Source organism: Pseudonocardia thermophila (assembly GCF_900142365.1).
Taxonomy (GTDB): Bacteria; Actinomycetota; Actinomycetes; order Mycobacteriales; family Pseudonocardiaceae; genus Pseudonocardia; species Pseudonocardia thermophila.
This window is the reverse complement of record NZ_FRAP01000011.1, coordinates 44,839-60,178: the sequence shown is the minus strand read 5'-3', so window position 1 is coordinate 60,178 and position 15,340 is coordinate 44,839. Positions and strand designations below refer to the sequence as shown.

At 71.9% G+C, this 15,340-nt stretch carries 12 protein-coding genes; 7 read left to right on the top strand and 5 right to left on the bottom strand.

Going from position 1 to position 15,340, the window contains the following annotated elements:
* Positions 1–49 precede the first annotated feature (49 nt).
* Complete coding sequence (locus BUE41_RS15230; RefSeq protein ID WP_073457775.1) at positions 50–1,504, bottom strand: aldehyde dehydrogenase family protein; 1,455 nt, start codon at positions 1,502–1,504, stop codon at positions 50–52.
* 201 nt (positions 1,505–1,705) lie between these two features.
* On the opposite strand from BUE41_RS15230, the gene BUE41_RS15225 reads away from it, so the two are divergent.
* On the top strand, positions 1,706–2,518 hold the full coding sequence (locus BUE41_RS15225; RefSeq protein WP_073457774.1) for an amidohydrolase family protein: 813 nt from the start codon (positions 1,706–1,708) through the stop codon (positions 2,516–2,518).
* Positions 2,519–2,610: 92 nt separating this feature from the next.
* Here the strand turns inward: BUE41_RS15225 and BUE41_RS15220 are convergent, their stop codons facing one another.
* Entirely contained in the window at positions 2,611–3,867 is a 1,257-nt protein-coding gene (locus BUE41_RS15220; RefSeq protein WP_143172175.1) for a cytochrome P450, read from the bottom strand.
* Positions 3,868–4,100: 233 nt separating this feature from the next.
* Positions 4,101–4,733: a TetR/AcrR family transcriptional regulator gene (locus tag BUE41_RS15215; RefSeq protein WP_073457773.1), complete on the bottom strand. Its 633-nt coding sequence runs from the start codon at positions 4,731–4,733 to the stop codon at positions 4,101–4,103.
* A 99-nt stretch (positions 4,734–4,832) separates the two neighbouring features.
* Here BUE41_RS15215 and BUE41_RS15210 point away from each other — a divergent pair, with 99 nt between their 5' ends.
* A complete protein-coding gene (locus tag BUE41_RS15210) occupies positions 4,833–5,348 on the top strand; it encodes a helix-turn-helix transcriptional regulator (protein ID WP_073457772.1) in 516 nt (171 codons plus the stop codon).
* A 72-nt stretch (positions 5,349–5,420) separates the two neighbouring features.
* On the opposite strand, the gene BUE41_RS15205 is transcribed toward BUE41_RS15210, so the two are convergent.
* Positions 5,421–6,527: a zinc-binding dehydrogenase gene (locus BUE41_RS15205; protein ID WP_143172174.1), complete on the bottom strand. Its 1,107-nt coding sequence runs from the start codon at positions 6,525–6,527 to the stop codon at positions 5,421–5,423.
* 377 nt (positions 6,528–6,904) lie between these two features.
* On the opposite strand from BUE41_RS15205, the gene BUE41_RS15200 reads away from it, so the two are divergent.
* Both BUE41_RS15200 and BUE41_RS15195 read left to right on the top strand, forming a co-directional pair.
* Positions 6,905–7,642, top strand: coding sequence for a glucose 1-dehydrogenase (locus tag BUE41_RS15200; protein ID WP_073457770.1), 738 nt, complete (start codon positions 6,905–6,907; stop codon positions 7,640–7,642).
* 45 nt (positions 7,643–7,687) lie between these two features.
* Positions 7,688–9,493 carry an acyl-CoA dehydrogenase gene (locus tag BUE41_RS15195; protein ID WP_084755089.1) on the top strand — a complete coding sequence of 602 codons (1,806 nt, stop codon included), beginning with the start codon at positions 7,688–7,690 and terminating at the stop codon, positions 9,491–9,493.
* Positions 9,494–9,499: 6 nt separating this feature from the next.
* Here BUE41_RS15195 and BUE41_RS15190 read toward each other — a convergent pair whose 3' ends face one another.
* Positions 9,500–10,204, bottom strand: a complete 705-nt coding sequence (locus BUE41_RS15190) for a YoaK family protein (protein ID WP_084755087.1) — start codon at positions 10,202–10,204, stop codon at positions 9,500–9,502.
* Positions 10,205–10,813: 609 nt separating this feature from the next.
* Between BUE41_RS15190 and BUE41_RS15185 the strand changes: the two genes are divergently transcribed.
* Genes BUE41_RS15185 through BUE41_RS15180 form a run of 3 tightly spaced genes read left to right on the top strand, consistent with a single transcriptional unit; the run spans position 10,814 to position 15,335 of the window.
* A complete protein-coding gene (locus BUE41_RS15185) occupies positions 10,814–13,132 on the top strand; it encodes a molybdopterin-dependent oxidoreductase (RefSeq protein ID WP_073457768.1) in 2,319 nt (772 codons plus the stop codon).
* Entirely contained in the window at positions 13,129–13,278 is a 150-nt protein-coding gene (locus BUE41_RS30790; RefSeq protein WP_159444912.1) for a hypothetical protein, read from the top strand. The genes BUE41_RS15185 and BUE41_RS30790 overlap by 4 nt, the downstream gene beginning before the upstream one ends.
* Entirely contained in the window at positions 13,275–15,335 is a 2,061-nt protein-coding gene (locus BUE41_RS15180) for an NADPH-dependent 2,4-dienoyl-CoA reductase (RefSeq protein WP_073457767.1), read from the top strand. The genes BUE41_RS30790 and BUE41_RS15180 overlap by 4 nt, the downstream gene beginning before the upstream one ends.
* Positions 15,336–15,340 lie beyond the last annotated feature (5 nt).

Below are 15,340 nucleotides of genomic sequence, written 5' to 3'. Positions count from 1 at the left end.
TATGAACCGGTCGTTACCGGCTTCGTTACGGAGGACGATGCGGCGCAGGTCAGATGGGGTAGGTGAGTGCCTGGTACTCGAGGTAGTCGTCGAGCGCCCACTTGCCCACCTCGCGGCCGATCCCGCTCTGCTTGAACCCGCCGCGCGGCGCCCGCACCCCGTCCACCGCGCCGTTGATCGAGACCGCGCCGTTGCGCAGCCGCCGGGCGATCTCCAGGCCGGTCGCCACGTTGCGGCAGGTGATGTTCGCCTGGAGCCCGTAGACGGTGTCCTCCGCGAGCCGGATCGCCTCGTCGAGGGTGTCGTACGGGATCACGGTCAGCACCGGACCGAAGATCTCCTCCTGCGCGATCCGCATGTCGTTGCGCGCGTTCACGAACACCGTCGGCTCGTAGAAGTAGCCGCGCTCCAGGTGCGGGGGCCGGCGGCCCCCGGTGGCCAGCTCGGCACCCTCCTCCAGGCCCAGCGCCACGTACTTCTCCACGGCGGCGCGGCGCTCCTCGCGGATCAGCGGACCGACGACGGTCCGCGGATCGGTCGGGTCGCCGACCGGCATGCCCGCGACCAGCGGGACCAACCGCTCGACGAACCCGTCGGCCAGCGGCCGGGGCACCAGGACGCGGGAGAGCATCGAGCAGGCCTGCCCAGCGCCGAACCCCGCGTGCGGGGCGGCGATGCGGGCGGCCACGTCGAGATCGACGTCGTCCAGGACGATGTTGGGCGACTTCCCGCCCAGCTCCAGCACGACCCGCTTGACGGTGCCGGCGGCCTCCGCCTGGATCGCCCGCCCGGCCTCCAGCCCGCCGGTGAAGCTGATCTGGTCCACCAGGGGGCTGCGCACCAGCTCGCGAGAGGCCTCGATGCCGTCGCCCGTGACGAAGTTCAGCACGCCAGGGGGCAGGTCGGACTCCGCGACGATCTCGGCGAGCGCCAGCAGCGTCAGCGGCGTCTGCGGCGGCGCCTTCACGACCGCGGTGCACCCGGCGGCGAGCGCGGGCGCGATCTTGCGGATCGCGATCATCACCGGGACGTTCCAGGTGGGCAGCAGCCCGCACACGCCGACCGGCTGGCGCAGGACCTGCGTCTGGATCATCCGGTCCTGGAACGGGAACGGGGCGAGCGACTCGGCGAACGGCTCGGACAGCACCAGGTCGGCGGTCTCCCGCAGGATCTGGATCGGGCCGGCCATGCTGGCCAGGTAGGCGGTCGTGCCGGTCTCCGTGACGACCACCCGGGAGAGCGCCTCCTGGTGCTCCTCCATGAGGTCGGCGAGCTGGTGCATGATCCGGTAGCGTTCGCGCAGCGGCAGCCGCGGCCACGGCCCCTCGTCGAAGGCCCGGCGGGCGGCCGCGATCGCCAGCCGCATGTCCTCCGGCGAGGCGTGCGGAACGGGCCCGAGCGGCTCCTCCGTCGCCGGGTTCACGGTGCCGTAGGTGGCGCCGTCGAGCGCGTCGGTCCACCGGCCGTCGATGAGCATCTGCGGTCGGCGCGTCGGGTCCAGCATCTCTTTCTCCTCCGGCCGGTTCGAGGGAACCGCGGTCGTCGCGTTCTGCGGAATGGGCAGCAATGACAGAGAATCCGTATTACCGGTCGGCACTACTGGGCCTGACCGAAAACCCTCACGAATCGTAGGCCGGGCAGCGGATGCGCTCCTCCGTACCGGTACGGAAGGGACGCCCGCGATTCCGTGCAACAGTGCAGGATCATGCACCCGTTCCACGTCATCGACATCCACAACCACGTCGGCGCACTGGTCTCGTCCGGGCACGGACATGCCGTGGCCGACCTCGACGAAGAGGTGACCCGGCGCGCGGCCGTGCTCGCCGAACGCGGCGTCGACCAAGCGGTGGTCATCGCGAGCCACGACTACCTGCGACCGGACGGGATCGCCGACAACCGCCGCGTCAACGACGCGATCGCGGCCGTCCGGGATCGGCGCAGCGACCTGTTCCCCGCTGCCGTCGGGATCGTCGAACCGCTCAACGGCGAACGCGGCCTGGCGGAGCTCGAGCGCTGCCGCTCCGAACTGGGGCTCGTCGGCATCAGCTTCCACACGCGGATGCAGGGCGTCAGCGTGGACAGCGTCTGGGTCCGGCGGTACCTGGAGCGGATGGGCGAGCTGGGGCTCGTGCCGTTCATCCACTCGATCGGAGAGTCCTCGTCCGAGGCGCTGTGGAAGATCGACGTGCTCGCCGGCGACTTCCCGGACCTCGACATCGTCGTGCTGGACGTGCTCTCGACGTTCGAGCAGTCGCAGTTCGTCCCGTACGTGGCCGAGCGGCGGCCCAACCTCCACTTCGACACCGCGCTCGCCCACGGCGTCGGGTTCGCGCTGAACCTGATCAAGCGCGTCGGCGCCGAGCGCGTGCTGTACGGCAGCGATCTCTACTCGGCGGCGAGCGGCGTACCCGCGCTGACGGAGCTGCTGGCCGACCTGGTGGCCGCACCGCTGACGGACGCCGAGAAGGCCGCGGTACTCGGGGGCAACGCGGCCAGGTTGCTGAAGCTCACCACGTGATCGCTCCCGAGCGGCGGACGCGGACCTGCCGGGCCGCGCCCGCCGCCGGGCAGCGCGGCACGCGGGCCGCGCTCACCGCGTGTGGGTGCGCGTCACGCGGTGGTCGAGATGCACGGCAGGGACTCCCAGCCGCGCACGGTCGGCGTCGGGCTCGTCTCCAGCTGCTCCTCCGGCACGGCCAGGGCCAGGTTCGGGTGGTGGCGCAGCAGTGCCCGCAGCGCGGTGACCAGCTCCAGCCGGGCCAGGTGGACACCGAGGCAGGTGTGCGCACCACCGCCGAAGGCCACGTGCGACTTCGGGTCGCGGTCGATGTCGAAGCGCAGCGGGTCGGGGAAGGCCGACGGATCGCGGTTGGCCGCATGGGTCACGAAGATGACCCGGTCGCCCGCGGGGATGGTGTGGCCGCCGATCTCCACGTCCTCGGTGGTCGTGCGCGGGACCATGAAGCGCTGGGCGCCCTCGATGCGCAGGACCTCCTCGATCGCCTTGTCCGCGAGCGACGGATCCGCGAGGAGCCGGTCCCAGTTGGCGCGGTCGCGCAGCAGGAGGACGACGGTGCTCGCGATGGTGTTCGCCGTGGTCTCGTGCCCGGCACTGGTCAGCAGGATGAGGTTGCCGACCAGCTCGTCGTCGGTGAGCCGGTCACCGGTCTCGTCCTCGGCGACGAGCACGCTGATCAGATCGTCCCCCGGATTCTCCCGACGCTCGCGGATGAGGGCGTCGAAGTACTCCCCGAACGCGACCATCGCGGCCCGGGCCTCCTCGAACCCGCCGTCCTCGGCGTGCCCGGTGCGGTCCAGTCGGAGCAGCGCGCCGGTCCATTCCTCCCACAGTTTGTGGTCCTCGACCGGGACACCGAGGATCGTGCAGATCAGCCGCTCCGGAATCGGCAGCGCGAACTTCTCCTTGAGATCGAAGACCTCGTCCTTGGGCAGGTTCCGGGCGAGCTCGTCGGCGATCCGGTCCGCCTCGTCCTGCCATTCCCGCACCGCGCGGGGCAGGAACGGGTCGCGGTGGAACTTGCGGACGCGGGCGTGCTCCGGCGGGTCGAGGTAGAGCATCGTCCCGCGCAGGCACCGGCCCATCCGCTGCACCTCGGGCCGCGGGTCGGAGCTGAGGAACTCCGACTCGTGCGCTGCTCCGGCCGCCCGGCTGAACCGCGTGTCGCGCAGCGCGGCGCGCAGCTCGGCGTGGCCGCCGATGAGCCAGGTCCCGTTCCCGAGCGGCAGGACCGGGGCCTCCTCGACGAGCCGCCGGTAGAAGTCCTCGGGATTCACCCGGAACGCCGGATCGCCGAGGAAACGGGCTCCGTCCGCCGCAAGCTGCCGGGTGTTCTCGGTAGTCGTCATCGCCCGCGCGATCTCCATTCCGGCCACGGCACTCCACGAAGTGCGGGCCACCGCATCAACATCGACCTGTGGTATTTCGCTCGGCACGGCGCTGCGTACGCTACCGACGGCACCCGGCACGCACGTCGGTACCAGTACGGATGCCTCGCGAAAATCCCACCGGAGATCGGCACCCCGCTGACCGCACGGTGTAATGCGCGACGACGAGAATGCGGGCCGCCGGCCGCGGGCGGTCAGGAACCGTCGGCCGGGCGCAGCACCGCCGGCACGAGGAAGGTGCGCAGCAGGCGCCGGGCGCGCTCGTCGTCACCGGCGAGGAACGACGGGCGCGAGAGCAGCACGAAGTGCTGCAGCGACAACCACTCGACGGTCTCGTCGAGGTCGGCCCGCAACCGCCCGGCCGCCTCGATCGGCTCCAGGATCGGCTCCCAGAACCGGCGCATGACCGAGCGGACGCGGTCGGACTGCTCGAGGGTCTGCGCCGAGATCTCCAGCGCCTCGGGGGTGAGCAGCAGGCGCACCCACCGGTTGTCCCGCGCGGTCACGAGCCAGATCATCTTCGCCTCGACGAGCAGCTCCTCGGCCGGCAGGGACAGGTCGATCTGCGCCTGGGCGGCCAGCGCGACCCGCAGGCTCTCCGCCGCGATCACCTCGCCGATCAGCCTCGGCTTGTTCTCGTAGTAGTTGTAGACGGTCTTGCGGGACACCCCCGCGGCCCCGGCGATGTCGTCCATCGTCGCTCGCCGGATGCCGACCCGTTCGAACGTCAGCCGGGCCGCGTCGACGATGAGCCGCCGGGTGCGCGCCTCCCGGTCGTTCTGCGGTGGTTCGAGCTCGTCGAGCTCGAACCGCACGGCCTCGACCACGGTGTCCCGCCCTTCTCGCGACTACGACTTACACACTCTAGGGGAATCGTGTACCGTCTCGCGTTACACACTCGACGAAGATTGTGTAAGGAGGCGGCGATGACGACGGAGGCAGGTCGATGGACTGCGATCACCTCCCACGTCGAGGGCGGGATCGGGTGGATCACCCCCAACCCGCACGTCGACGCCGACGCGCGCGCCGTCATCCGGCAGGCGCTCGAAGCCGCGGCGCACCACGCCGGCAACCCCGAGGTCAAGACGATCGTCCTGAGCGACTTCCGGCCGACCTCCCGCCCGGACGACCCGCTGCTGGCCACGCTGTACCAGAAGGCGACCGCGCTGATCACCCGATCGGCCAAGACCCTGGTCATCCGGCCCACCTCGGCCAACCAGGTGGCGCCGAAGCAGCCGCGCCCCTGCTACGTCCAGCCGCTGACCCTGCGCGAGCGCCAGGTCATGACGCTGTGGATGGGCGGACTGTCGGCGCGCGAGGTGGGTGACCGGCTGTTCATCAGCGAACGGACCGTCGAGTCGCACGTGAGCAACGGCTACCGCAAGCTCGGGATCAACTCCCGGATCGAGCTGGTCAAGCGCGCCGCCGAGTTCGGGTTGTGAGGCTCGGAGCGTGAGGTTGCGGGGGTGCGGGCCGCCGGGCGCGGCACCCGGCGGCCGACACCCCCGCGCGGATCACGAGAACGCGATCACGGTGCGCAGCCCGGTGCCGTCCCCGTGGTGCAGCGCGTCCAGCGCCGCGGGCGCCGACTGCAGGTCGATCACCTTGTCGATCATGGACGCGATGTCGAGCCGCCCCTCCGCGGCGAGCTCGAGGATGCGCGGCACGTCGCGGTCGACGTCGGCGTTGCCGAAGACGCAGCCCGCCACCTGCTTGGCCTCGACGACGAGCGTGCCCGGCAGCGCGTAGTCGGTGCGGATGTCGCCGATGCCGATCACCACCACGGTGCCGCCGCGGCGCAGCGCGGTGTAGGAGTCGCGCACGGTGGCGGTCCGCCCGACCGTGTCGAACGCGTGGTCGGCGCCGGCCACCCCGAGGGCGCGCACGGCCTCCGCCAGCGGCTGCCCGCTCGTCGGGTCGATCACGTCCGTCGCGCCGAGCCGCAGGGCGAGCTCCCGCTTCGCGGCCACCGGCTCGACCGCGATCACCCGCTCGGCGCCGGCGATGCGAGCCGCCTGGACGACGGCCTGACCGACCCCGCCGCACCCGATGACGACGACGGTCTGCCCTGGTTGCACCGCAGCGGAGTTGACGACGGCCCCGTACCCGGTGGTGATCGCGCAGCCGACCAGCGCCAGCTGCTCGTCGGGCAGGTCCGTGCGGACGGCGATCAGCCGCTCCGGCGGCACGGTCATCGTCTCGGCGAAGGTGCCCAGGCCGTTCTTGGTGACGAGTTCGGTGCCGTCGCTGCGCACCGCCCGCGGCTCGGCGTACGGACCAGCCGTCTCGCACAGGTAGGGGGTGCCGCGCCGGCAGTTCGCGCACCGGCCGCAGCGCGAGATCGTCAACCCGAGGACCCGGTCTCCGACCCTGAACTCGCTCACCTCGGGCCCGACCCACTCGACGACGCCCGCGCCCTCGTGGCCGAGGATCGCCGGCGGCGTCGGCAGCGCGCCTGCTGCGAGCACCGTCGCGTCGGTGTGGCAGATGCCGGCGGCGCGCATGCGCACCACGACGTCACGCGGTCCCGGCGGGTGCGCGCTCACCTTCTCGACGAGCAGCGGCCCGCCGGATTGGACGAAGAACGCCGCGTTCACGAGCTGGCCCGATCCTGTGCCCACGAGTCACCCACACCTTCTCTGCAACCGAATGCACGAACACGGCTCGCCGCACCCGGAAGAGGCGTTCGCACCCTTTCCGCAGCTGGGACGAGCAGCGGCCGACGGTCGGACGACGACCCTGATCGGAGCGTAGGAATCCGGGCCGCCGGTCGCCTCCGTACCGGTACGGTTTCGGTCGCACCCGCGTCGAGAACGACGTTGTTGCGGTTCGAATCGTTTCGAATTCGCCACAACGTCGTTCTCGACGCGCCGACGAGTGTGCCGCCCACCGTGCCGACGGCTATACCGACGGCCGAAGAGCGCCACCCCACCCTGGCGAACTTACTAAGCGCTTGCTTAGGATCGTCTGGCAGCTGTCGATGCGGATGGGGTGACTCATGGGGAACGTGCGATTCGACTTCACCGGCCGCTCGGTCGTCGTCACGGGCGCCGCGCGGGGCGTGGGCCGGGCACTGGCCGAGCTGTTCCACACCAGCGGGGCGAACACCTTCCTCGTCGACTTCGACGCCGACGCGGTCGCCGAGACCGCGCGCGAGCTGGGCGCCACCGGGATCGCCGCGGACGTCACCAGCACCAAACAGGTGCAGGACGTGATCGACCGGATCGTCACCGACACCGGCCGGCTCGACGTCGTGGTCAACAACGCCGGGATCCTGCGCGACGGGATGCTCTGGAAGCTCACCGACGAGGACTACGCCGCGGTCATCGACGTCCACGCCGGCGGGACGTACCGGTTCACCCGCGCCGCCGTGCCGCAGTTCCGCGAGCAGGGCGGCGGCCGGATCATCAACGTCACCTCGTACACCGGCCTGCACGGCAACCTCGGCCAGGCCAACTACGCCATCGCCAAGGCCGGGATCATCGGCTTCACCAAGACCGCCGCCAAGGAGCTGGCGCGCTTCAACATCACCGTCAACGCGATCTCCCCGAACGCCGAGACGCGCATGGTCGCCTCCATCCCGGAGGACCGCCGCCGGGAGATCGCCGCCACCATCCCGATGGGCCGGTTCGGTGCGCCGTCGGAGATGGCGGCCGCGGTCGCGTTCCTCGCCTCGGACGAGGCCGGCTACATCACCGGGGTCGTCCTGCCGGTCGACGGCGGGCTGTCCATCTAGCCATCCTGTCCCGACCCGCCCGCACCTGACCACCTGGAGCGCACCGTGTCCACGCCCGATCTGCTGCTGTCCCGGCGCGACCTGGACTTCCTGCTCTACGACTGGCTCGACGCCGAGGGCCTGACCCGCCGCAAGCGGTTCGCCGCGCACTCCCGGGAGACCTTCGACGGCATCCTCGACCTGTGCGCGGAGATCGCCGCCGAGCGGTTCGCCCCGCACAACCGGAAGGCCGACCTGAACGAGCCGCGGTTCGTCGACGGCCGGGTGGAGATGATCGCCGACGTCAAGGACGCGCTCGACGCGGTCGCGCAGGCGGATCTGCTGTCCGCCGCGATGGACGAAGAGGTGGGCGGCGCGCAGCTGCCGCAGGTCGTGCAGACCGCGGCGTTCCTGTGGTTCCAGGCCGCGAACATCGGCAGCTGGGCCTACGCGTTCCTCACCGTCGCCAACGCGAACCTGCTGCTCGCCCACGGCAGCCAGGAGCAGATCGACACGTTCGTGCGGCCGATGCTGGAGGGCCGCTTCCACGGCACGATGTGCCTGTCGGAGCCGCAGGCGGGCTCGTCGCTCGCGGACATCACCACCCGCGCCGAGCCCCGCCCCGACGGCACCTACCGCCTCTTCGGCAACAAGATGTGGATCTCGGCGGGCGAGCACGAGCTGGGCGAGAACATCGTCCACCTGGTGCTGGCGAAGATCCCCGGCGGACCGGCGGGAGTCAAGGGGATCTCACTGTTCGTCGTGCCGAAGTTCCTGGTGAACGCGGACGGATCGCTCGGCGAGCGCAACGACGTCGTGCTCGCCGGACTCAACCACAAGATGGGCTACCGCGGCACGACGAACACCCTGCTGAACTTCGGGGAGGGCGTGCACACCCCGGGCGGCGAGCCGGGCGCGGTCGGCTACCTCGTCGGCGAGCCGCACCGCGGCCTGTCCTACATGTTCCACATGATGAACGAGGCCCGGGTCGGCGTCGGCGCGGGCGCGACCGCGCTGGGCTACACCGGCTACCTCAAGTCGCTGGACTACGCCCGCACCCGCACCCAGGGCCGGCTGCCCGGCGCCAAGGACCCGGCGTCGCCGCCCGTGCCGATCATCGAGCACGCGGACGTCCGCCGGATGCTGCTCGCGCAGAAGTCGTACGTCGAGGGCGCGCTCGGGCTGATCCTGCTCTGCGGCAAGCTGCTCGACGAGGAGCGCACCGCGGAGTCGCCGGAGGAGCGGGCCCGGCTGAACCTGCTGCTGGAGGTGCTCACCCCGATCGCGAAGAGCTGGCCGTCGCAGTGGTGCCTGGCGGCGAACGACCTCGCGATCCAGATCCACGGCGGCTACGGCTACACGCGCGAGTTCGACGTCGAGCAGCACTACCGGGACAACCGGCTCAACCCGATCCACGAGGGCACCCACGGGATCCAGGCGCTCGACCTGCTCGGCCGCAAGGTCGCCATGGCCGACGGAGCCGGTCTCGCCGCGCTGGAGGCGCTGCTGCGCGGCGGGATCGACCAGGGCCGCGCCACGGGCGGAGAGGCCGCCGAGCTGGCCGAGGCGCTCGACGCGGCACTCACCCGGCTCGTCGCGGTCACCCGCGCGATCCACTCCGCCGACGTCTCCCCCGCCGTGCGGCTGGCGAACGCCTCGCTCTACCTGGAGGCCGCCGGGCACATCGTCGTCGCGTGGATCTGGCTGGAGCAGTTCGTCGCCACCGGCTCCCGCGACGACGACTTCCACCGCGGCAAGCGGCAGGCGGCGCGCTACTTCTTCCGCTACGAGCTGCCGCGCACGGGACCGCAGCTGGACCTGCTGGAGAAGCTGGACACCACCACGTACGACGCGGAGCCGGGCTGGTTCTGAGCGAGGTCAGTTCTCCCAGTCCGGCCCCCGCCGGATCAGCACGTGGGCGGTGAGCGCCACGCCGCCGAGCAGCACGAGGATCACGCCCAGGGCCAGCGCGGCGCCGCCCACGTGGATCGCGAGCGCCCCCAGGAACGCGCCGGCCATCAGGCAGATGATCGCGGACGCGCGGCGGATCACGGCCGGGCGGTTCGTGTGCCGGTGGTCGGCGGCGAGTCCGACCATCGGCATCGAGATCAGCGTGGTCGTCAGGTCGGGTACGCCGACGCGGCGGGCCAGCGTGTTCTGCACGCCCATCGCCAGTGCCGCGACCGCGGCGGTCGCGATCGTCGGCGGGGAGTCCACGACCGGCGGCCGGACCAGCACGATCACCAGGCAGATCGCGATCAGCACCGCCTCCACCAGCACCGACGCGCGCAGCAGCTCACCACGGTCGGCGATCTTGTCGACGAGGAGCCGACCGGCGATCGCCGCGCCGATCATGAAGCACGCGAGCGCAGCCAAGGAGGTGGGCAGCGAGTAGTCGGGGACGCCTGCGATGGCGAAGCCGGTGACGACGACGTTGCCGGTCATGTTGGCGACGAACACCCGCCCGAGCGTCAGCAGGCTGACGGCGTCGATCACGCCGGTGACCAGCGTGAGGACCAGCAACAGCATCGGCAGCGACCCGTGCCGGGGCTCCGCGATGACGAACCGTGGTCCGGACGACACGTCGACGAATTGAAGCAGGGCGGGGCCCGGCGGGACAGACCCGGTCGGCCTGCGCGTCGTGGCTCGTCAGCGCCCCGTTGCGCAGGAGTACCTCTTGACGACTAAGTCCTGTTGAGCAACTCTACTGGTCACACAGCCGGATGTGAGGAGGCGCGGCCTGATGGAGTGGACGGGTGCCCGCTACGCGAGCCGACCGTCGAGGTGCGGAACTGGGTGGACGCCCCGCCCGAGCGCGCGTAGCCGCTGATCAGCGACATCACGCTGATGCCGGAGGTGAGCGACGAGCTGCAGCGCGTCGAGCGGCTCGATGGGGGGCCGAACCGACGAGCCGAGCGCGGCCCGGCGGTTCCGGTTCGAACCGGCCGGCAGCGGGACCGCGCTGTCGCGGTGGATGCACAGGGGCAGGCGACCGCGACGACGCCGCGCCGGGCGCCGACGAGACGGTGCTCGCCACGACGCTCATCAGCACCGGACCCCTGGTCCGCGAGCGGCTGCGCGTCTGGCGCGCGTGACCACTGTCCGCCTCTACCCCGCGAGTGAGGCGCTCGACGAGTGCCTCACCACCCTCGCCCAGGCGATCGACACGATCCACGAGCTCGGAGCCGCGTCATGAACTGGCACAAGACCGCGTGCAACCTCTGCTACGTCAACTGCGGGCTGGAGGTGCTGACCGACGGCCGGGCGATCACCCGGGTCCGCGGCGACACGGAGAACCCGCGCACCCAGGGCTACCTCTGCCAGAAGCCGCAGCAGCTCACCTGGTACGGCGACCACGACGACCGGCTCACCGCTCCCCTGCGCCGCCTGCCCGGCGGCGGCCACGAACCGATCAGCTGGGAGACCGCGATCCGCGAGATCGCCGCGCGCCTGCGCGCGGTCCGCGACGCCGACCTCGCCGCGGGCCGGCCGGGCTCGTTCGCCTACGTCGGCGGCGGTGGCCAGGGCAACCACTCCGGCGGCGGGTACGGCCACGCGCTGATGCGCTGGATGAACGCCACCCGCTTCTTCGGGGCGCTCTCCCAGGAGAAGACCGGCGACTTCTGGGTCAACGGCAAGCTCTTCGGCGGCCAGACCTGCCACACCGCCGAGGGTGTCGAGGAGTGCGACCTGCTGGTCGTGATCGGCTGCAACCCCTGGCTCGCCAACGGCTTCAACCGCGCCCGCAACGCGATCAACACGATCAGGAACGACCCGGACCGCAAGCTGATCGTCGTCGATCCGCGGCGCACGGAGACCGCTGAGGCGGCCGACCTGCACCTGCCGCTGCGCCCGGGCACCGACGCGTACCTGCTCGGCGCGATCCTCGCGCTGATCGTCGAACGCGACGGGGTGGACGCCGACTTCCTCGCCGCGCACACCGAGGGGTTCGACGAGGTGGCGGCCGCGCTGCGGAAGATCCCCGTCGACGCGTGGATCGCGCACACCGAGCTCGAGCGCGCCGACGTCGACCGCGCCGTCGACATGGTCCTCGCCGCCCGCGCGATGACCGTCCGGGTAGAGCTGGGCATCCAGCAGACCCGCAACTCCACGCTCAACAGCTACCTGGAGAAGCTGCTCTACCTGCTGACCGGCAACTTCGGCCGGCCCGGCACGAACGCGCTGCACTCGTGGCTGATCCCGCTGTGGGGCGAGTCGCGCGGTGAGCGCTCGGAGATCACCGGGTTCGAGTACATCGGCGGGCTGCTCCCGCTGAACACGCTCGCCGAGGAGATCCTCACCGACCACCCGAACCGGGTACGGGTGCTGTGGGTCGAATCCGCCAACCCGGCCAACACCGCCGCCGACACCATCCGCACGGAACGCGCGATCCGCGAGTGCGAGCTGTCCGTCGTCGTCGACGTCGCCTACACCGAGACCGCCGCGCTCGCCGAGTACGTCCTGCCCGCCGCGGCCCAGTCCGAGAAGTGGGAGTGGACGTTCTTCGACTTCGAGTGGCCCACCAACTACTTCCACCTGCGCCGGCCCGTGTTCGAGCCGCTGCCCGGCACGCTGGTGGAGGCGGAGATCTACGCCCGGCTGTTCGCCGAGCTGGGCCTGCTGCCCGATCGCTCCGTGCTCGACGAGCTGACCGAGGTCGCCCGCACCGACCGCGCGCACCTGCTGGAGCACGCCGCGCCCCTGCTCGCGGAGAACCCGACGATCGCCCCGGTGCTGCTCTACCGCACGCTCGGCCGCACCCTGCCCGACGGCGCCGCCTCCGCCGCGATCCTGTGGCCGGGCTGCCACACCGCCGCCCGGAAGATGCCGGTCCAGGTGCAGCGCGCGCTGGGCACCGACCTGTCCGGTCCCGCCCTCGGCGAGGCGCTGTTCACCGCGATCCTCACCAGCCCCAGCGGCGTCGCGTTCAGTCGGCACACGTACGACGAGATCTGGAGCCTGGTGCGCCACCCGCGCATCCGGCTCGCCGTGCCCGAGCTGCTCGACCAGCTCACCGCGCTGGACCCCGCCGCCGACGCCCCCGATCCCGAGCACCCGCTGTCATTGGTCAACGGGCAGCGCCGGCGGCACAACGCCAACCAGATCCTGCGGCCGCCCGCGTGGCGGCGCACCGATCCCGACGGAGCGCTGCACGTGCGCTCCGACGACCTCGCCGCCATCGGTGCCGCCGAGGGCGACTGGGTCGCGGTGGTGTCCCGCACCGGCCGCGTCGTCGCCCGCGCCGAGGTCGACGACACCCTGCGCCGCGGGCAGGTGGCGCTGCCGCACGGCTACGGCATGGCGGTCCCCGACGGCCGCGGCGGGCGGGTCGTCCACGGGCCGCGGATCAACCTGCTCACCGACGCCGCCGATCGCGACCCGATCGCTGGTACCCCCCACCACAAGGACGTGCCCGTGCGACTGGAGCGCGTCACCGCCGAGGAGCGGGAGCGCGCAGAGCACGACCACGAGCAGATCCACCGGCTGATCACGCGAGGGAGCCGGTCATGAGCGACGCCGAACAGGTCATGCCGTTCGCCGCGGCGGCCGTCGCGCCGTCCGCGGAGGTGCGGCTGATGGACCCCATCGAGGCGATCCCGAGGTCGCCCGACGGCCGGCCCCTGCGCGACGAGCTGCGTGGGCGGGTGAGCGCATGACGCACCTCGACTACCCGCACCTGTTCACCCCGCTCGACCTCGGGTTCCTGACCCTGCCGAACCGGGTGCTCATGGGATCGATGCACACCGGGCTGGAGGACGATCCGGCCGACGCGCCCCGGCTCGCCGCCTACTTCGCCGAACGCGCCCGCGGGGGCGTCGGGCTGATGGTCACCGGCGGCTACGCACCGCACCCGCAAGGCGTGCTGACCGAGAACGGGTCGATGCTCACCTCGCCCGACCAGCTGCCTGCGCACCGGATCGTCACCGACGCCGTGCACGCCGCCGGCGGGCGGATCGCGCTGCAGATCCTGCACGCCGGCCGCTACTCCACGCAGCCCGACCTCGTCGCCCCGTCGGCGATCCGCGCACCGATCAACCGGTTCGCGCCCCGCCCGCTCGCCGAGCACGAGGTGGAGGAGCACATCGACGCTTTCGCGACGTGCGCGGCGCTCGCCCGCGAAGCCGGCTACGACGGGGTCGAGATCATGGGCTCCGAGGGCTACCTGATCAACGAGTTCCTCGCACCGCGCACCAACCACCGCACCGACGACTGGGGCGGCACCCCGGCGAACCGGCGCCGGTTCGCCGTCGAGGTCGTGCGCCGCACCCGCGCGGTGGTCGGGCCGGACTTCCTGATCATCTACCGGATCTCGCTGGCCGATCTCGTCGAGGGCGGGCAGACCTGGGACGAGGTCGTGAGCGTGGCGGAAGAGGTGGCCGCGGCCGGGGCGAACCTGCTCAACACCGGCATCGGCTGGCACGAGTCGCGCGTCCCGACGATCGCGACCTCCGTGCCGCGGGCGGCGTTCACCTCGTTCACCGCGCGGCTGCGCCCGCGCGCACCGGTGCCGGTGATCACGTCGAACCGGATCAACATGCCGCAGGTCGCCGAGGAGGTGCTCGCCCGCGGCGACGCCGACATGGTCTCGATGGCCCGCCCGCTGCTCGCCGATCCCGAATGGATCCGCAAGGCCGCGAGCGGCCGCACCGACGAGATCAGCACCTGCATCGCCTGCAACCAGGCCTGCCTGGACCACGTGTTCGGCGAAGCGACGGCCAGCTGCCTGGTCAACCCGCGCGCGGGCCGCGAGACCGACCCGGTGATGCAGCTGGCCACCACCCCGGCCCGCCGACGCAAGCGCGTCGCCGTCGTCGGGGCCGGCCCAGCCGGGCTCGCCGCGGCGGTCACCGCCGCCGGCCGCGGGCACCACGTCGACCTGTTCGAGGCCGAACAGGTCATCGGCGGGCAGTTCGACCTGGCCCGGCGCATCCCCGGCAAGGAGGAGTTCGCCGAGACAATCCGCTACTACACCCGGCGGATCGAGCGCACCGGCGTCGCCCTGCACCTCGGGCGGCGAGTGACCGCCGCCGAGCTCGTCGCGGGCGGCTACGACGAGATCGTGCTCGCCACCGGCGTGACCCCGCGGCTGCCGGACATCCCCGGCATCGACCACCCGAGCGTCGTCGGCTACCCGCAGGTGCTGCGCGGCGAGGTGCCGGTCGGGGCGCGCGTCGCCGTCATCGGCGCCGGCGGGGTCGGCGTCGACGTGAGCGCGTTCCTCACCCACGCCACCTCCCCGACGCTGGACGTGCCCGCGTGGCGGCGCGAGTGGGGTGTGGCCGATCCGGAGGCCGCACCCGGCGCGCTCGCGACTGCCGCGCCCGAACCCCCGGCCCGCACGGTGATCCTGCTGCAGCGCACCGGCGGACGCATCGGCAGCCGGCTCGGCAGGACCACGGGCTGGATCCACCGCGCCGCGCTCGCCGCCAAAGGTGTCCGGCTGGTGCGCGGGGTCCGCTACGAGAAGATCGACGACGAGGGGCTGCACCTGTCGTTCCAGCATGGACGCGGAGGTCCCGGCCACACCGACCACCAGCTGCTCGCCGTCGACACGATCGTCGTCTGCGCCGGCCAGGAACCCGTCCGGGACCTGCTCGAGCAGCTGCGCGCCGCCGGGCTGCCGGTGCACCTCGCGGGCGGCGCGGACGTCGCCGCCGAGCTGGACGCCAAGCGCGCCATCGACCAGGGCACCCGCATCGCCGCCGCACTCTGACCAGT

Excerpts from the sequence above, each read along its gene's own strand:
- BUE41_RS15230 (WP_073457775.1), bottom strand. The coding sequence starts at position 1,504 with ATGCTGGACCCGACGCGCCGACCGCAGATGCTCATCGACGGCCGGTGG.
- BUE41_RS15225 (WP_073457774.1), top strand. The coding sequence starts at position 1,706 with ATGCACCCGTTCCACGTCATCGACATCCACAACCACGTCGGCGCACTG.
- BUE41_RS15220 (WP_143172175.1), bottom strand. The coding sequence starts at position 3,867 with ATGACGACTACCGAGAACACCCGGCAGCTTGCGGCGGACGGAGCCCGT.
- BUE41_RS15210 (WP_073457772.1), top strand. The coding sequence starts at position 4,833 with ATGACGACGGAGGCAGGTCGATGGACTGCGATCACCTCCCACGTCGAG.
- BUE41_RS15200 (WP_073457770.1), top strand. The coding sequence starts at position 6,905 with ATGGGGAACGTGCGATTCGACTTCACCGGCCGCTCGGTCGTCGTCACG.
- BUE41_RS15185 (WP_073457768.1), top strand. The coding sequence starts at position 10,814 with ATGAACTGGCACAAGACCGCGTGCAACCTCTGCTACGTCAACTGCGGG.
- BUE41_RS30790 (WP_159444912.1), top strand. The coding sequence starts at position 13,129 with ATGAGCGACGCCGAACAGGTCATGCCGTTCGCCGCGGCGGCCGTCGCG.
- BUE41_RS15180 (WP_073457767.1), top strand. The coding sequence starts at position 13,275 with ATGACGCACCTCGACTACCCGCACCTGTTCACCCCGCTCGACCTCGGG.